At 30.9% G+C, this 19,294-nt stretch carries 12 protein-coding genes; 9 read left to right on the top strand and 3 right to left on the bottom strand.

What is annotated here, in order from left to right; genetic code table 11:
- Positions 1-12: 12 nt before the first annotated feature.
- Entirely contained in the window at positions 13-1,191 is a 1,179-nt protein-coding gene (locus BMY86_RS02040) for a hypothetical protein (protein WP_091464521.1), read from the bottom strand.
- A gap of 92 nt (positions 1,192-1,283) precedes the next feature.
- Here BMY86_RS02040 and BMY86_RS02035 point away from each other — a divergent pair, with 92 nt between their 5' ends.
- A complete protein-coding gene (locus tag BMY86_RS02035; protein ID WP_091464518.1) occupies positions 1,284-1,808 on the top strand; it encodes a DUF7935 family protein in 525 nt (174 codons plus the stop codon).
- Positions 1,809-1,847: 39 nt separating this feature from the next.
- Here the strand turns inward: BMY86_RS02035 and BMY86_RS02030 are convergent, their stop codons facing one another.
- Positions 1,848-3,947: a M1 family metallopeptidase gene (locus BMY86_RS02030; RefSeq protein WP_091464515.1), complete on the bottom strand. Its 2,100-nt coding sequence runs from the start codon at positions 3,945-3,947 to the stop codon at positions 1,848-1,850.
- 72 nt (positions 3,948-4,019) lie between these two features.
- Here BMY86_RS02030 and BMY86_RS02025 point away from each other — a divergent pair, with 72 nt between their 5' ends.
- The 8 genes from BMY86_RS02025 (at position 4,020) to BMY86_RS01990 (ending at position 16,997) form a co-directional block, all read left to right on the top strand.
- On the top strand, positions 4,020-4,733 hold the full coding sequence (locus tag BMY86_RS02025; protein WP_091464512.1) for a Dph6-related ATP pyrophosphatase: 714 nt from the start codon (positions 4,020-4,022) through the stop codon (positions 4,731-4,733).
- Between the two features lie 116 nt (positions 4,734-4,849).
- The gene (gene recG, locus BMY86_RS02020; protein WP_394332551.1) at positions 4,850-6,979 is read left to right on the top strand and encodes an ATP-dependent DNA helicase RecG; all 2,130 of its coding nucleotides are present in this window, start codon (positions 4,850-4,852) and stop codon (positions 6,977-6,979) included.
- A 318-nt stretch (positions 6,980-7,297) separates the two neighbouring features.
- On the top strand, positions 7,298-7,957 hold the full coding sequence (locus BMY86_RS02015) for a hypothetical protein (RefSeq protein WP_143065577.1): 660 nt from the start codon (positions 7,298-7,300) through the stop codon (positions 7,955-7,957).
- A 130-nt stretch (positions 7,958-8,087) separates the two neighbouring features.
- Positions 8,088-9,518 carry a hypothetical protein gene (locus BMY86_RS02010; RefSeq protein ID WP_091464504.1) on the top strand — a complete coding sequence of 477 codons (1,431 nt, stop codon included), beginning with the start codon at positions 8,088-8,090 and terminating at the stop codon, positions 9,516-9,518.
- Positions 9,519-10,121: 603 nt separating this feature from the next.
- Positions 10,122-11,195 carry an efflux RND transporter periplasmic adaptor subunit gene (locus BMY86_RS02005; RefSeq protein WP_091464501.1) on the top strand — a complete coding sequence of 358 codons (1,074 nt, stop codon included), beginning with the start codon at positions 10,122-10,124 and terminating at the stop codon, positions 11,193-11,195.
- Positions 11,196-11,333: 138 nt separating this feature from the next.
- Complete coding sequence (locus tag BMY86_RS02000; protein ID WP_091464497.1) at positions 11,334-14,420, top strand: efflux RND transporter permease subunit; 3,087 nt, start codon at positions 11,334-11,336, stop codon at positions 14,418-14,420.
- Positions 14,421-14,581: 161 nt separating this feature from the next.
- Positions 14,582-15,886 carry a TolC family protein gene (locus BMY86_RS01995; RefSeq protein ID WP_091465576.1) on the top strand — a complete coding sequence of 435 codons (1,305 nt, stop codon included), beginning with the start codon at positions 14,582-14,584 and terminating at the stop codon, positions 15,884-15,886.
- Positions 15,887-16,133: 247 nt separating this feature from the next.
- Positions 16,134-16,997, top strand: a complete 864-nt coding sequence (locus tag BMY86_RS01990) for a bestrophin family protein (RefSeq protein WP_091464494.1) — start codon at positions 16,134-16,136, stop codon at positions 16,995-16,997.
- 235 nt (positions 16,998-17,232) lie between these two features.
- Here BMY86_RS01990 and BMY86_RS01985 read toward each other — a convergent pair whose 3' ends face one another.
- Positions 17,233-19,191 (bottom strand): KUP/HAK/KT family potassium transporter, encoded by a 1,959-nt coding sequence (locus BMY86_RS01985; protein ID WP_091464491.1) that lies wholly within the window; start codon positions 19,189-19,191, stop codon positions 17,233-17,235.
- Between the last annotated feature and the right edge of the window lie 103 nt (positions 19,192-19,294).

Genomic DNA, 19,294 nt, shown 5'->3' with positions numbered 1-19,294 from the left:
TTTCACCTAATTTTACTCATCATTTAGTTGCAAATTATCAACAATTTTTTTCTCATCTTGTGTCAATAAATATCCCGAATTGGTTTCCCAGTATTCCGTAAAAATGGCATTCTTTTTATTGATTAAAGACTTTTCTTTAAAAACATCTTCTTTCTGATAAGGTACAAATTTTCTGCTTTGCTTTGTGGTTATTAAGTAATTGGTGACTTCAATTTTAACTTCTTCATCTTTTTTGTTTCTAGAAACCAATCCAATTTCTTCTTTAGAACTTACCAAGAAATAATCTTCTCCATCTTCAATAAACAAAACATTAAAAGACGATTTGAATATTTTACCTTTAACGACTTTCAAATTAGAAACATCGGAATACTCAATTCGTTGCGGATCAACATCATAATTTATCTCTAAAATCATGCTTTTCACAAAATTATACAATACCGTTATTTCCGGTAAAAACTCTTCTACTTCCGCTTTTGGTTTAATTACCATTCTATACAATTCATCATTCCCACGAACGGTTTTAATTTCAAAATCGAATTTCTTATGTGCTTTATTCTCTGTTAAAAATTTTATGTATTTGAAATCATAATAATTACCAATGATATCATACATGTTATAACTCAGCGTTTTCTTTTCTATTTCTTCGTTATTGATTAAAGCATAGGTTCTGTTTTGTTCAACTAGAATATCGGCCGCAAATTTGTCTGGTTTTTCCTTTAAACAAAAATTAACCAAACCATCAGAATATGAAGTATATTCACTATTGTATTTAAAGAACTCTCTAGTATATATTTTCAGATTAATCGGAGCCGTTAATTGCTTCATTGATTTCGTAATCAAATTTTTAAGAATTAAATTCGGCTTTTTGGAAGTAATTACAACATCTTCAATTTCTTGAGCAATAGGCTGTAATTCGATTATATTTTCTTTGGGTTGGATTTTTTTGGAAGTAAGACTAATTGATTTATACTCATCATGAGAAATATCAATTTTTGTGGCACTCGTTAATTTAAATTTTACTCTACCTTCCGGATTACTAATAAAATTCTCATTTGTTCTGGCTAATTTAACCATAACATTTTGGATGAGTTGCCCAGTAGATTTATCTTTAAAAACTAAAACGTATTCGTTCGTTTGTGCAAAAGAGAAAATCGTACCTAAAATTATATAGAAAAAAAATACTTTTTTCATAAATAAATTCCTGGATTACAAACAAATATAAGAAAATAAAGATAAATTCCCTATTTAATAAAAATATTTTAGATTTGTAAAAAAACTTAATTATGAATATTGAAGAGAAATTATTAGAAATTGCTTCATACACGATACCTGCAATTATTACTGGTGGTGTAGCTTTTGGCTTACTACACAAATTTTTTAGAAACGAAGAAAGTAAGCGTAAATTTGAATTATTAAGAGAAAACCAACAACAAGGTTTACCTATTCGTTTACAAGCTTATGAGCGTATTGTATTGTTCTTAGAAAGAATTAATCCGGTTAACTTAATGATGCGTGTAGAACCAAGTGGTTTAGATGCTCCGAGTTATGCAACGTTATTAATTCATAATATTCAAACAGAATACGAACACAATATTGCGCAACAAATTTATTTAACGCAAGAATCTTGGGAAATTGTAATGAAAGCAAAAAACAATATAATTTCTCAATTAAGAAATACTTCAATTAGTGGTGAAATTAAATCGGGTGATGAATTACGCACTAAAGTTTTACAAGAACTTACTCAATCAGAAAGTGCTAGTGCGGTAGCTATTAGTTTCATTAAAGAAGAATTGAAACGCGTATTCTAGTATATATACCTGACAGGTTATTTAGCCTGTCAGGTTAAATTACTCTTTCAAGTATTTTTCATACAAAGATTTCATTTCTTCATCAGCTGTTTGGGCTAACGCTTCTACTCTACTTCTAAATTCGCTATTTTTTAATCTACTACGTATAGCCTCTCTAGAAAACTTAGTAAACTGCCATTTATGATGTGTCGTAGCTTTAAATAATGAAGCAATCACTTTATCATCGTTAGGAAACATTCTTAGCATAACATCCAATGCATTTTGTCTGATGGAACTTTCATAAACAGCAGATGTATATTTTAGCATTTCATCATACATAGCATTTTTAACCTCAACCTCTTTTTCCAATTTCATAGCTAAACTCAACCAGGTTATGCGTAAGCTTTTATCATTATTTCCAATGATGTCTTTGGTTTTGTTTAAGTAAAGCTGACTATTCTCTGGAAAATTTTTACATAAATTAATCAATGCTATTTCTTTGGTTTTGTAACTCGCATCATCTAAAAACGATTCATATTGTGCTTTAAATTCGACTGGAATTTCTTCCACTGTTTCCGCAATCGCTTGGCGAACATATAAGTTCTGTTTCATTCCTAATTCAATCAAATCTTTTTTCTTTTCAAAAGGAACATTTGCCATTCTATAAAATAGATATTGCTTCACTGTAAAATAAGTATCCGATTCTAATACTTCTTTATATGAATTCACATCAGCTTTCTTTTTTACCAAATCTAAATAGGTTGAAACGGCTTTGTTCTTTCTTAAATACGATTCGGCTAAAACCATATCAAATCCGGCAGTTTCTAACCATGTTTTCTTAAAGTTTTCAGTATCAAAAGTTGCAGCAACTTTTTTGACTTCGGCTAAAAACTCATCCGTAATTACATTTTTGTATTGGTATTTTTTTAAATAGGTTTTTACTGCTTTTTGAAAGTTCTTTGCTCCAATATCTTCACGTAATGTGTGCAATGCCCAAGCTCCTTTTTTATAAAACGATAACGAACTTGCTTTTTCATTCATTACTGGAATGGTATCGGTTTTAGCAGCTTGTTTCAATTGTAATGCGTAATCGTATAACTCGTTATAAAAATAATCGTCACCAAAAATTTCCCTTTCAGCTAACAAAGCATAATACGTGGCGAAACCTTCTTGTAACCAATGATGTTTTCCAGATTGCGCTGTAATTAAATCACCAAACCATTGATGTGCCAATTCGTGTGCATTCACGTTAATGTAATTTCTATCATTAAACCCAATCGAATCCACTACAAAATCTTGCGAAAAAATTGTTGAAGTTGTATTCTCCATTCCGGCATATAAAAAATCGCGAACCGGAACTTGACGGTAAATTTTCCAAGGATATTTGACTCCGATTTCTTGTTCTAAAAAATCGAAAATTTGCTTTGAGGATTTGAAAGTTGATTCAAATTTATCTTCATCATTATCATTAATATCTAAATAAAATACCAATGGTGTGCCCGATTTGCTTTTTGTATCTTTCCAAGTAAATCTACCAATCGCTAACATGACTAAGTACGACGACATTGGTTTTTGCATCGTAAATTTATAAACACTGTTTGTTGGTTCATATATAAAAGCATAGATTGGCTTCCTCCATTTTCTTTTAATTTTTTCAGGAATAAAAATTCCATTCGAAATTCCAGTATAGAAAGCTTTTCTATAATTAATTTCAAACGAAATATTAAAAATCACTTTCTCATTCACATCATCAAAACTAGGCAACCAATGACTGGTGTATCGACCTTGCCCTTGCGTCCAGATTTGGAAATCACTACTTGTACCCACAAAATATAGCGTTTGTTTTGGTCTACAATCATACGTGAATTCAACTTTATTTTTCCCTTTTTTATACCCTTGAAACAACACAATTTCTTTTTCATTGTATTTATAATCTACTCGCTTACCATTTATTTTAACATCACTATTGATAAACATATTCTTCGCATCAATACGAATAGAATCAATATCTTTTAAAACTTTAAATTCATAAGTAATAGTTCCAGAAATTGATTTCGAATCAAAATCAGGCATCACTTTCGCATCACACTTCAAAAAATCAACCGATTTGGTTTGCTGTGAAAAAGTCAAGATGGTAAAAAGTAGGAAAATGTATCGCATAAAATGAAAATTGATGAAAACAAAAATACAAACTTGAACTAGCATTTTGTACTTTTACGTCAAATATTTAAAATGAAGAAAGCCTATTTTAATTGGAGTAGCGGAAAAGATTCTGCTTTAGCATTATATTATGCACAAGAATCAAATGAATTTGACATTCACTATTTATTTACAAGTATCAATAGTGCTTTCAATCGAGTTTCAATGCACGGCGTTCGAACAGAATTAGTGGAGCAACAAGCTGAAAATATTGGTATTCCACTCGTAAAAATGGAACTTCCTGAAATGCCAAGCATGGAAGATTATGAAAACATCATGTTAAAACAACTTCAATTCTTTATTGATAAAGACATTAAACATACTTTATTTGGTGATATTTTTCTGGAAGACCTTAGAAAATACCGCGAAGATAAATTACATACGTTAGGCATTGAAGCGCATTTTCCTCTTTGGAAAAAAGATACTAAAACGATGATTTTAGAATTTTTAAAATTGGGTTTCAAAACGATTGTAGTGTGTGTGAACGAACAATTTTTAGACAAAAGTTTTGTAGGCCGTATTATCGATGAAGAATTCATCAACGATTTACCAGATAATGTGGATCCGTGTGGCGAAAATGGCGAATTTCATACGTTTATTTTCGACGGACCAATTTTTTCTAAAACCGTTGAATTTGAAATCGGAGAAATTGTTCATAAAACATATCCGAAACCAAAAACTGAAAATAGTTGCACTGACAATCCTAGTGATTACGGTTTTTACTTTTGCGATTTGATTCCGAAATAGGTACGCGGATTTTACAGATATTACAGATTAAATTTATTTGCTTTTTGAATTTATATTATGGAAATTTGAAAATATATTGGCACATTGTCTGATTGACTTATTGACACATTAACAACTTGAACCTACTCGAAACTCCCATAGAATATTTAAAAGGCGTTGGTCCGCAACGTGGCGATTTGCTACGCAAGGAACTCAACATTCATAAATATGGCGATTTGATAAATTTATATCCGAATCGTTATATTGATAGAACGCGCTATTTTAAAATCAATCAGTTGGTGAATAGCAATTCGGAAGTTCAAATAATTGGGAAAATCGTTCATATTAAAACCGTTGAACAAGGCAAAGGCAAATCGAGGTTAGTCGCAACCTTTATGGACGATACCGGTCAGATGGAATTGGTTTGGTTTCAGGGTATCAAATGGATTAAAGAAAGTTTAAAACTCAATACCGTTTTAGTCGTTTTCGGAAAAGTCACCCAATTTGGTTCGGTTTTCAATATGGCACATCCAGAAATGGAATTATTGGAAGAACACAAAACAGCCTTACGTAGTGCTATGCAACCGGTGTATCCAAGTACCGAAAAACTAAACAACAAAGGCGTTAACAATAAAGTCATCAATAAAATGATGATGCAATTATTTTCGGAAACACATGCTTTGTTTTCGGAAACGTTGCCAACTTCAATTATAGAAGAATTAAAACTCATTTCGAAAAAAGACGCTTTAATTAATGTTCATTTTCCTAAAAATCAAGAACTTTTAGCTAAAGCGCAATTCCGATTAAAGTTTGAAGAATTGTTTTTCATTCAATTACAATTAATCACTAAAAACTTAATTCGAAAACATAAAATTAAAGGATTCCCATTTGAAATTATTGGCGAAAATTTTACTAATTTTTACAACAATCATTTACCTTTCGAACTTACCAATGCTCAGAAAAGAGTATTGAAAGAGATACGAAACGATTTAGGTAGTAATGCGCAAATGAATCGTTTGCTGCAAGGTGATGTTGGTTCTGGAAAAACCATTGTTGCATTAATGTGTATGTTGATAGCAAAAGACAACGACTTTCAAAGTTGTTTAATGGCTCCTACAGAAATTTTAGCCAATCAGCATTTTAATGGTATTTCCGAATTAGCAAAAGAATTAAACATCAACATACGTTTACTAACAGGTTCTACTAAAACAGCGGAACGAAGAATTATTCACGAAGAATTAGAAAACGGAACGTTGGATATTATTATTGGAACGCATGCTTTAATTGAAGATAAAGTCCAATTTAAAAATTTAGGTTTAGCCGTAATAGATGAGCAACATCGTTTTGGTGTAGAACAAAGAAGTAAATTGTGGGCTAAAGCCTCCCCTAGCCCCTCCAATGATGGGGCTTCTGTGCCCCCACACGTATTAGTTATGACTGCCACACCAATACCTAGAACTCTCGCAATGAGTTTATACGGCGATTTAGATGTTTCTGTAATTGATGAATTACCACCTGGAAGAAAACCGATTCAAACGGTTCATCGATTTGACAGCAAACGCTTAATGGTTTGGAAATTCTTAAAAGATGAAATCGCTAAAGGCCGACAAGTGTATATTGTGTATCCATTGATTCAAGAATCGGAAAAAATGGATTATAAAGATTTGATGGATGGTTACGAAAGTATTTCGCGCGATTTTCCTTTACCACAATATTCCATTTCTATTTTACATGGAAAAATGAAACCTGCCGACAAAGATGAAGAAATGAAACGCTTTGCCGAAGGAAAAACCAATATTATGGTGGCCACTACCGTTATTGAGGTAGGTGTAAATGTACCCAATGCTTCTGTAATGGTTATTGAAAGTGCCGAACGTTTTGGCTTGTCGCAATTGCATCAGTTGCGTGGACGCGTGGGTCGTGGTGCCGAACAAAGTTATTGCATCTTAATGACCGATTACAAACTTTCGGAAGACAGTAAAACCCGAATGGAAACGATGGTACGCACCAATGACGGATTCGAAATTGCAGAAGTAGATTTAAAATTACGTGGCCCAGGAGACATTATGGGCAAACAACAAAGCGGTGTGTTAAACTTGCAAATTGCCGATTTGGTAAAAGACCGCGACATCTTACAACACGCTCGACACCTAGCAATAAAACTTTTAAAAGAAGATCCAAGCATGGACAAACCCGAACATGCCAAACTAAAAGAAGCGTTCTTAGAAATTAGCAAGAAAAAGAGTATTTGGAATTATATTTCTTAGTTTTCTGTCACACTGAGCTTGTCGAAGTGTTGTTTCAAAATCTAAAAAAACTTCGCAATAAGTTACGTTTTTCAATTAAACTATTGATGTTGATAAGTTATTTTTCGCAATTTGTAAGTTTTTGTAAGAATTTTATATATTTACGGAAGACAATAAAGACTTATAAATATATCTGTAAACAGAAAAGCATAATATTTATATGTTATCTACAATTAAATTTCAATTATGAAGCACATCCGTTTAATTAATAAAACTCAATTAATAAGTTTCATTTTAATTGGTATAGCAATCAGTGGATTTGCAATTATATTATTTCAATTGATTTTATTAGATAGTAAACCTGAAAATTTTGGTGTTGTTGGTGACGCATTAGGAGGTATCTTAAATCCAATAATAGCAATAGCAAGTGCTCTTTTAACTTTCTTAGCTTTCTATATTCAAAAATTAGCAAATGATGATTTAAAAAAACAATTTTATCAACAGAAAGCAGATGAAAAATCAGATTTTATATTTAGTAACTATAAAGAAAGAATACATTTAATAATAAATGAAATTAATAATTTCAATATTTCATTTCATAATGGTACCTTAATTTCTTCGGCAGAATTATTAAATAGTCCTAATGCAAAAAAATATAATTTCATAGGTATACAAGCAATAAACTTATTCCTTGTTGAATTTTATAAATTATTAGAATCGAAAAAAAAGGAAGGTAATTTAGAATTTAAATTTAATGATTCTTATCATGCAATAAATTTACATATACAAAATTTAATTTCTGCCTTTTATAATGTACATGTAAGTATTCAAAAATGTGATTTAAAAAAGGAATATATAGATGAATTGAAAGAACTTTTAGAATATACATATTACTCCAAACTTAATTATTTTTCAGCTATCATAAGTAATAAAAACAAATCTTCAAAAACCAAAACTCAAATTGACTATTTATATGATTTTTACAATAAAAAAAACTAAAATAAAAAATAAAGAAACTTCAATTAACAACAGTTTATTTCATTATAAGATTGGGTTTTAAACTTGAAAAATTTTAGCTTAATATAGGAAATAATTAAAAGTAAGCTAAAAGTTAAATAAATTAATCAAAATGATTAAAATATATATTGATTGGAATATTATGTCTGGAATGAAAAATAATCATTTCCAAGAATTACATTCTATTATTTCTAACAAAGAGAAATTCCTTTGTTTATATTCAACATCGCATATTGGAGATATTTTTCGCAGTTATTCTGATGACGAAATACAACAATTGAAAATTAATCAAGACTTAGACTTCATTACAAAATTGACAAATGACTTTTGTTTATTCAATGATGGAAAAAATGTAAATCTACAACAATATGAACCTCAAGAATTATTTGAAAATAGAATTAGAGAGTCTAATATCTTTTCAGATTTAAGTATTGACAACTTGTTCAAAAATGATTTAGATGATCCATTACTAAACAAATTACTTGAAAATTTAAAAGATATGTTAAATTCTTTAAATCTCGATTCAGCATTTGCAGAAGCTTACAAAAATCCTGAATCTGCAAAAATGTTAGATGAGATTTTCCCAGGATTAAAAGATGACCTCACTATGAATGGTTTTTTTAATAGTTTCAGCAAAATGAACTTTAATCTAAACGAAGGTGAAGCATATAAAAATTTAAGACAAATTGTTCAAAAAATCGGAATTAATAGTGGACATTTTAATGAAAATAAAAATCCATTTGATTTAATTGATAATTCATACAAGCAAAAAGGAATTGAAAGTTTTGATGTAGGTAAGTATTTTCCAAAAGGTCAAAATGCTCCAATATGGTTTGATGAAATTGTCAATGATTACCTTCATCTTGATATGCATGGTTACAAATCAGATAAAGTAAAAGTTACTGACAAAGAAAAAAACACTTTTACAAATACAACTGAAGATGCTTCACATACTGCTTTTGCATCTATTTGCAATTTTTATTTGACTAATGATGATAAAAATTATAATAAAACTAAAGCTGTATATGAGAAGCTTTCAATTTCTACAAAAGTTTTTAAACCAGATGAATTCATTGAATATTATAAAACGTATTTAAATCATCACACACTAAATGATCATTTTAAATCACTTTTTGAAATCTTTACAAAACCTATTTTCTATGATATAGATGATAATGAAGGAGAGTATTTTGGAAAGGTTGCATTTTCAAAAGAATATTTTTTTAATTTTTTTAATAAAATTTGGTTTCAACCAAATGAAGAAAACTATTTTTCTTTTACATTAAGTATACTACCACCAAATCCAAACAGAACATATACTGCCTTTCAAGAAATTGACACATTAGTACGAATATTTTATGAAGCTCTAGGTTCTGACGAAAATGGATTAGAACTATTTGATTATCAAGAAATACAAGATGATATTTGGAATGGAAGACATTGGTTCTCAAATATCGGTGAATTAAAACTTGTGCGAATTAATGGATGGATTCAATTATATTATAATAATCAACAGATTAAAAATGATGGAAATGGAAAATAAAATAGATAAATCAGATTTATAACCCCCGCTGCGCAAAGTCTCCCGACTTTGAGCTATAATAACAAAAATAATTCAAAGTCACTAGACTTTGCATAGCATAAATAAGTACTATCACAAAAACCGAAACTCCTAACCACTTAGGAGTTTTTTTATTCCCTACTCTCAAAAACTTGTAGCAAAAATTTATCAAAATAAAAATGCTACAAAAGGTGTAGCAAAAATTTTAAAATAAAAAAACGCTACAAAAGTTGTTAATAGAAGTAAAGGCCACGAATTTTTTTTGAATTTTGTGAGTGTTATTTTAATTCGATTTATTTATCGACAAAGTCGATATAATTTTATAGTTACAAATTTTTAATTCGTGAATTCGTGGCAAAAAAATCTATTTAATAAAATTTGCCACAAATCTGTGGCAAAAAAAATCAATTGCTAAAATTTTGCCACAAAATTGTGGCAAAATAATTTCAACCAAAAAAATTGCCACAACTCGTATCTCTTCAAATATATTTAAACACTTGTATCTACAAATGTTAAATAAATTGTAAGGTTTTGGCTGATTACGTTCTATAGTCTAGTTTTGTATCATAATTTAGCGATACTACTATGAAAATCAAAACAATAAGCATCACCCTAATCTCCCTAACCCTTTTAGGATTAATAGGTTACCGTATTACTAAAAATTCTGCAGAAGCGGGTAAAAACGATAAAAAAGGAGATAAAAAACCACCTTTGTCGGTATCGGCAATTGTAGTTTCCTCAGAAGATTTTTCGAATGCCATTTCCTTATCAGGTTCTATTGAAGCAAATGAAAATGTAGAAATTAGATCTGAAGTTTCTGGTATGGTGGAAAAAATTATGTTCGCAGAAGGAACGCAAGTGAGCAAAGGTCAGGTTTTAGTTAAAGTTAACGATATTGAACTTAGAGCACAATTATCGCAAGCGTTAACCAAACAAAAACTAGCTTCTGAAAATGAAAGAAGAGCTAAATTATTACTACAAAAAGAAGCTATTAGTCAGGAAGAATACGACATTGCCAGTGCAGAATACAGAAGTTTAAAAGCACAAACGCAATTAATTCAAGCACAAATTGCTAAAACAACCATAAGAGCACCATTCTCTGGAAAAATTGGTTTACGTAACATTTCTCCTGGAACGTATGTAACACCAACAACTATCATTACCAAATTGGTGAGTTCTAGTCAGGTTAAAATTAGTTTCTCTATTCCAGAAAAATACGCTGCGGAAATTGATAACAATACGACTATTCAATTTACCATTCCAAACAATACTCAGAAATTCTCAGCAAAAATTTATGCTATTGAACCAGAAATTGAAACTGCTACAAGAACGTTAAAAATTCGTGCTATAGCAGACAATTCGAATGGAAAATTAATTCCTGGTACGTTTGCCACTATCGAATTACCTTTAAAAAACATTAAAGACGCTATTGTAATTCCAACGGAAGCGGTTGTGCCGATACAAGATGGTAAAGTAGTGTACATCGCCAATAAAGGAAAAGCAAAAGAAGTAAAAATTCAAACCTTAGCACGAACTTCAAAAGATGTAGTAGTTACTGACGGTATTAAATCGGGTGATACTATTTTAACCTCTGGTGTAATGTCGTTAAAAGACGAATCGGAAATTAAGGTTATGGTTAAAGAGATAAGTGAAAAGTAGAAAAGAAGTTAATTTACGAATTGGGATGTACGATTTACGGGTTTTACTTTGTAAAACAAAAATTTTAAAATCGTAATTCCAAAATCCAAAATCGTAAATAAGAAATCGTAAACCGTAAATAAGAAATCGTAAATCCAAATGACTTTATCAACGTTAAGCATAAAAAGACCTGTTTTTACCATAGTAATTAATCTGTTAATTATTCTATTTGGTATTTTAGGTTACTCCTATTTGGGTGTTCGTGAGTTTCCCTCGATAGATCCAGCACAAATTTCAGTTCGTACCAATTATACCGGTGCGAATTCAGATATTATAGAATCGCAAATTACAGAACCACTAGAAAAAGCAATCAATTCCATAGACGGAATTAGAAATATTACCTCTTCAAGTAATCAGGGTTCGAGTAATATTACCATCGAATTCAAATTAGAAAAAAACTTAGAAGAAGCCGCTAATGATGTTCGTGATAAAGTATCGCAAGCCGTTAGAAGTTTACCACAAGATATAGATGCACCTCCGGTAGTTTCAAAAGCAGATGCCGATTCGGATGCAATTATTTCCATGACCGTACAAAGTAATTCTAGAAATGCATTAGAATTAAGTGATTATGCTGAGAATGTAATTGCCGAAAGAATTCAAACCATTCCTGGAGTAAGTGGTGTTCAAATTTGGGGACAAAAACGTTATTCAATGCGTATTTGGATTGATCCAATTAAATTGAATGCTTACGGAGTTACCGTTTCGGATGTTAGAGCAGCTTTAGACAAACAAAACGTAGAATTACCATCTGGAAAATTAACCGGAGCCAATACCGAATTAATGGTGAAAACCATGGGTAATTTATCTACTGAAAAAGAATTTAACGACATCATTATTCTATCTAACGATACTAAAACGGTTCGTTTAAGTGATATTGGAAAAGCCTCTTTAGAAGCAGAAAATTTAGAAACAAAATTTACAGAATCGGGTAACCCAATGGTTGCTGTAGCAATAGTACCACAACCAGGAAGTAATTATTTAGAAATTGCCGATCAGTTTTACGCGCAATTTGATAAACTGAAAAAAGATTTACCAAAAGATATCAAGATGGATATCGCTTTAGACAATACGCTTTTCATTAAGAAATCGGTTGTGGAAGTTGCAGAAACTTTATTAATTTCAGTTTTATTAGTAGTTTTAATCATCTTCTTGTTTTTTAGAGATTGGTCGATTGCCTTCCGACCTTTAATTGATATTCCGGTTTCGTTAATTGCTACATTTTTCATCATGTATTTATGTGGATTTTCAATTAACGTATTAACTCTATTAGCCATTGTATTAGCAACTGGTTTAGTAGTAGATGACGGAATTGTAGTTACCGAAAACATTTTTAAAAAGGTAGAAGAAGGCATGACACCTATTGAAGCGGCAATTAAAGGTTCTAATGAAATTTTCTTTGCAGTAATTTCTATTTCGATAACCTTAGCGGCAGTGTTTTTACCAATTGTATTTTTAGAAGGTTTCGTAGGTCGATTATTCCGAGAATTTGGAGTGGTAATTGGAGCAGCTGTATTGATATCTGCTTTTGTATCGTTAACTCTTACACCTATGTTGAATGCTTATTTAATGAAAGGTGGCGAACAAAAGAAAACGAAATTTTACAATTTTACTGAACCATACTTCGTGAGTATGAATCAAGGTTATGCTAATGCGTTAACCAATTTCATGAAAAGAAAATGGTTGAGTTTCCCAATTGTAATTGGATGTATTGGTTTAATTGTTTTATTCTTTAAAATCTTACCAAAAGAAACGGCACCATATGATGATAGAAGTTTAGGAATTATGAGTGTTTCTACTCCAGAAGGAGCGACATTTGAATACACTGATAAATTCATGAAAGAATTAACGGATTTAATTAATGATTCAATTCCAGAGAAAAAAGTAGCGTTGGTGATTACTTCTCCAGGATTCATGTCGTCTTCAGTAAATACGGGTCGTGTTCGTTTAGCTTTAGTTGAACCATCAGAAAGAACAAAATCTCAAAAAGAGGTGGTAGACAATTTAAATAAGTGGACTAAAAAATATACTCAAGCTAAAGTAACGGTTTCAGAGCAACCAACTATTGCGGTAAATCGTAGAGGTGGAATGCCGATACAATACATAATTCAAGCACCAAATTTTGAGAAATTACGTCAAAAGATTCCTCAATTTATGGAAGAAGCTAGTAAAAACGAAACGTTTTCTAATGTAGATGTAAACTTGAAATTCAACAAGCCTGAAATTAATGTAACCATTAATCGTGAAAAAGCAGAGAGTTTAGGTATTTCTGTTTTAGATGTGGCGCAAACGTTACAACTTTCTTTAAGCGGACAACGTTTTGGATATTTTATGCAAAATGGAAAACAATATCAGGTTATCGGACAATTTGATCAAAAAGATAGAGATGCACCATTGGATTTAACTTCGATGTTTGTTAAAAATAAAGAAGGACAATTAATTCAGTTAGACAATGTTGTGGAAGTGGATGAGCAAAGTAATCCACCGCAATTATTCCATAACAATCGATACATGTCGGCGACTGTTTCGGCTAGTTTAGCACCAGGTAAAAGTATGGGCGACGGAATTGAAGCAATGGATGAAATTAAAGCAAAAGTATTAGACGAAACGTTTACTACAGATTTAGGTGGAGAATCGAGAGATTTCGTAGAAAGTAGTTCAAATACTTCTTTCGCATTCGGATTGGCTTTATTATTAATCTATTTAATATTAGCAGCACAATTTGAAAGTTTCGTAGATCCATTTATCATTATTTTAACCGTTCCAATGGCGGTTGCAGGAGCATTATTCTCACTTTGGTTATTCGGTCAAACTTGGAATATTTTCAGTCAGATTGGAACTGTAATGTTAATCGGATTGGTAACCAAAAACGGTATTTTAATTGTAGAATTTGCGAATCAATTACGCGAACAAGGAAAACCAAAATACGAAGCGATTATTGAAGCTTCAGAAGCGCGTTTACGACCAATTTTAATGACCAGTTTAGCCATTGCATTGGGAGCATTACCAATTGCATTATCATTGGGTGCGGCTTCTACGAGTAGAATCGGAATGGGAGTTGTAATTGTTGGAGGAACTATGTTCTCTTTAATACTAACCTTATTTGTAATTCCAGCCTTTTATTTAATGTGGTCGAAAGCAAAAAAACATAGACCAGAATTTGATAATATTGAGGCTCTTGAAAAATAATATATGCCACGAATTCACGAATTAAAAAATTTGAATACATACAAATTCGATTCGACTACGTCGAAAATTTATTCGAATTAAAAATACACAAGAAAACAGGAAAAAAAATTCGTGAATTCGTGGCAAAAAATACACACAAACTGTGGCAAAAAGTAAAAACTATGCAAAATTTATATAAAATAGCTTTTCTATTATTCCTAGGATTTTCAGCACAAGCGCAAGAAATATTAACTCTTGAAGATGCGGTTAAAATTTCTTTGGAAAATAATTACGACATTAAAATTGCGCAAAACAATTTAAAAATAGACGAAACCAATAATAATTTAGGTAACGCTGGTTTGTTGCCTTCTATCTCTGCCAATTTATCCAACAGTAATAGTATCATTGATACGAAACAAACACAATCTGGTGGAACAGTTAGAGAATTAGATGGAGCAAAAAACATGAACCTAAGTTATGGTGTAGGTTTAGATTGGACCATTTTTGATGGTATGAGAATGTTTTCGAGAAGAGAACAATTGAAAACAATTGCAGAACAAGGTAAATCGGAATTACAAGCTGCTATTCTTACGAAAATTAGTGATGTGTATTTAACGTATTACGATTTAGCGCAACAACAACAAATGATGGCGTCTTTAGATACAGCTATTGTAATTTCTAATCAAAGAGTAGAAACAGCTAAAAACAGATTTAGTATTGGAAAAGCTTCAAAATTGGAAGTACTAAATGCTCAAGTTGATTTGAATACCGACATTAGTTTATTGTTGAAACAAAAAGAATTATACCGAATTACTAAAATTAGAATGAACGAATTATTGGTTCGTGATGCGCAAACCGATTTTAAAGTAAAACAAGAAATTTCAGTTGAAGAAAACTTAGATTTCAATGATTTAAAAACTACAGCTGAGAAACAAAATCCGCAATTACAAGCTACAATTTTAAACAAAAAAGTAGCCGATTTAAACTTAAAGCAAGTCAAAGGAAATCGATATCCAACGGTTCGATTAAATTCTGGTTATAACTTTACTCGTTCAGAAGCTTCATTAGGATTCGTTACACAATCATCCGGACAAGGATTTGTATATGGCGTTACAGCTTCTATTCCCATTTTCAATGGTTTTACTCAAAACAAAAATGAAAAAGTTGCGAAATATCAAGTTGAAAATGCCAACTTTTTAGTAGAACAACAAAAGCAATCGTTAACGACACAATTAGCTTCTTTATATGCAAGTTATCAAACCAACTTAGAATTAGTGAAAGTGGAAGAAAAAAATCTAGAAATTGCTAAACAAAACTTAGATATTACCTTAGCGAAATTCAAAATTGGAACTATCGCAACTATTGAATTTAGAACAGCTCAACAAAATTTTGTGGAAGCGGCTGTACGTTATTCTAATGCACAATACGAAGCTAAACTTTCAGAAATCAACTTAAAAGAACTAGCTGGAACCTTAAAATTAAATTAAACCATAACGTCAGTTCGAGTGTTTCGATGAAGTATGAATCGGAATGTATCGAGAACCCTAAAAAAGAATTTTTCTAGTTCTCAAAACGATTCCAATAAATCAGAATCTGTCGAAAAGTTTCGCCAAATCGCTTTCAGCGTGTGCATCTAAAAAATATCATTAAAAACGTATTGTTCATAAAAGGTGAAATTAGTATTTTAGTGACTTTTTAACAAAGAACAATAAACAATAAACATATAACCCAAACATGGTACAATACAACCCAAAAGACTGGCTTACTTTTATTTTCAAATTTCATAAATCGGATACCTTTCGACAATTACTTCCGATGATGATTTTAATTGGTGTTTATTCTGGATTAGTCTGCTATTTGGAAATACATCATTTTAAATTAAAAGACGATAGTCATGTTAAAAACATTTCCATCATGCATACCACAGTTGGATTTGTATTATCGTTACTATTAGCCTACAGAACGAATACAGCTTATGATCGTTGGTGGGAAGGAAGAAAATTATGGGGAAGTTTAGTAAACAATTCTAGAAACTTAGCCATTAAATTATCGGCTATTTTAGAAAATGAAGCAGATAAAAGTTATTTCAGAAAAATTATTCCTAGTTATGCTTCCATCTTATCTAAACATTTAGGAAATGAAGAAGTAAGTAAAATGCTTTTTGAAGGTTTAGATTTGGAAATTGATCATTCAAAACATAAACCGAATCAGGTAGCTAAAATGCTTTATAGCAAAGTGAATGATTTATACAAATCGAATAAAATTTCTGGAGATCAATTAATTATTATCAATGCCGAAATTCAATCCTTTACAGATGTTTGTGGCGCTTGTGAACGAATTAAAAACACACCTATCCCCTACTCATATAGTGCATTTATCAAGAAATTTATTTTCTTTTATGTAATGACGTTACCATTCGGATTTGTTTTTAGTTTAGGATATTATATTGTTCCAGTAGTTATTTTCATCTTTTACGTATTAGCCAGTTTAGAGCTAATTGCTGAAGAAATTGAAGATCCATTTGGTGGCGATGAAAACGACTTGCCAACGGCTAAAATTGCTAGTAACATTAAAAAACATGTGGAAGAAATTCTATAAAATTAAAAACGTCAATTAGCTTCGCTCTGTTCGTCTGAGCCTTGAGTCGAGTGTTCCGATGAAGTATGAATAGGAATGTATCGAGAATCGTTTTTAATGATATTTTTCTTGTTCTCGATACAATTCCGATAAATCGGAATCAGTCGAACTGACGAAAAATATCATCAAAAAACATATAGAAGAAATTCTTTAAAATATAAATAAAAAAACCACGCCTTTAGCGTGGTTTTTATTTTTAATCAACTCTTGTTAATTTGATTGCTTTCGTATTTGAAATTTTCAGAGGGAATTTCTCAATCGTTACTGAACCTGGATCTAAACCAAAAGCTTTCTCTTCAGATAATCCCATTTTTTTAAGAATTGAATACCCGTCTAAAATTAATTTCTCATAGAAAGGTAATGCATTATCGTAAGACATGAATTTCTCAATTAATACATAACGGAAATCACCCATTACTTTATGTTTGTTTAAAGAAGTATAACGACTCATTAAATCTACTTCTCCTCTTTTTTGCATGTCTTTTACAACTTGCGCAAACATTTTATTGAATTTCGGTGCAATTCTAAATCCTAATCTGAAATCTACACGGATAACATCATCATGAATAAACTCACAAACTCTATATTCCATAGTATATGGTTCATCTACTACATGTACGTGAGCAAACCAATAAATATCAGCACGTTTCGGATTATTATTCATAATCGAATAAATAATTTTCGATTCAATTTCGTATCGGTTATCTGCACTTGTTAAGTAAACTAAGTTTGTAGCATATTTAGGCACCGATTCGTCTTTACTTAAATCTTCTAATACTGGTAAATATTTATCTAATTTTACAAACTCAACGAAACGGTTTCTAATTTTTCTAGCAAAATACCAACACGTCATTACTGCAAATAAAACAAATGCAATAATTAAAGTTATGTAACCACCTTCACCAAATTTATGCATACAAGCATATAAAAAGGCCATTTCGATAATTACATAAATTGGAATGATAGTCCAAATAAACGCTTTATGGTATCGTTTTAAAATCATATAGAAGTTTAACAATGTAGTGGTCATTAACATCGTTAATACAATTGCTAAACCATAAGCCGCTTCCATGGCAGCTGCTTTTTCAAAATACAATACAATAAAAATACATCCAGCCCATAACAACCAGTTTAAAGATGGAATATATAATTGTCCTTTTAACTCGGTTGGATATTTGATTTTAACTCTTGGCCAAAAGTTTAATCGAATCGCCTCATTGATTAAGGTAAACGATCCACTAATTAACGCTTGAGAAGCTACGATTGCTGCTAAAGTTGCAATTGCAATTCCCACTGGTAAAAACCATTCTGGCATTACACCATAAAATGGATTTGTAATTCCAGCTTGTTCTAACGTTTGTCCATCGTGTTGAATTAACCAAGCACCTTGTCCTAAATAATTTAAGATTAAAGTAGTTTTTACGAAAATCCAGCTAATTCTAATGTTTTGTTTTCCACAATGACCTAAGTCAGAATATAATGCCTCTGCTCCTGTTGTACATAAGAAAACAGCACCTAAGTATAAATATCCACCATGTTCAGCTAATAATTTATAAGCGTAATACGGATTTAAAGCCGATAAAATCTCTAGATTTAAAAACGTTTGAATGATACCTAAAGTTCCTAACATTCCAAACCATAATAACATTACTGGTCCGAAAAACTTCCCGATAAACTTAGTACCGAACTGCTGAATTCCGAAAAGAACAGTTAAAATGATGATAACAATGTACATAATTTTATCCTCAGGAAAACTTGGATACATTGTTTTAATTCCTTCAATAGCAGATGATACCGAAATTGGCGGTGTAATAATTCCATCCGCTAAAAGTGTACAACCACCAATAATTGCTGGAAATAATAACCATTTAATTTTTGTTTTTCTAATTAAGGCGTATAAAGAAAAAATTCCACCCTCACCGTTATTGTCGGCTCTTAGAGTTAAAATTACGTACTTAATTGTAGTTTGTAGGGTTAAGGTCCAAAAGATACAAGAGATGGCACCTTTAATAGTATCTGTATTAATTGCATTCTTACCAATAATTGCGTTTAATACATATAATGGAGAAGTTCCGATATCTCCATAAATAATTCCTAGTGTAACTAGTAAACCGGCTGCTGAAAGTTTATGCAAGCCGTGTGAATTTTTTTCCATTTTAAAATTTATAAAAACGAAACACAAAGTTATAAAATATTGAAACTATAAAATCAATTTTAGTGAAAAATATTTTACAACTAAACTTTTCATCTACATCAAA

This window comes from Flavobacterium urocaniciphilum (assembly GCF_900110615.1).
Taxonomy (GTDB): Bacteria; Bacteroidota; Bacteroidia; order Flavobacteriales; family Flavobacteriaceae; genus Flavobacterium; species Flavobacterium urocaniciphilum.
Note: the sequence above shows the minus strand (reverse complement) of the source record. Positions and strands in the feature narration are given on the sequence as shown.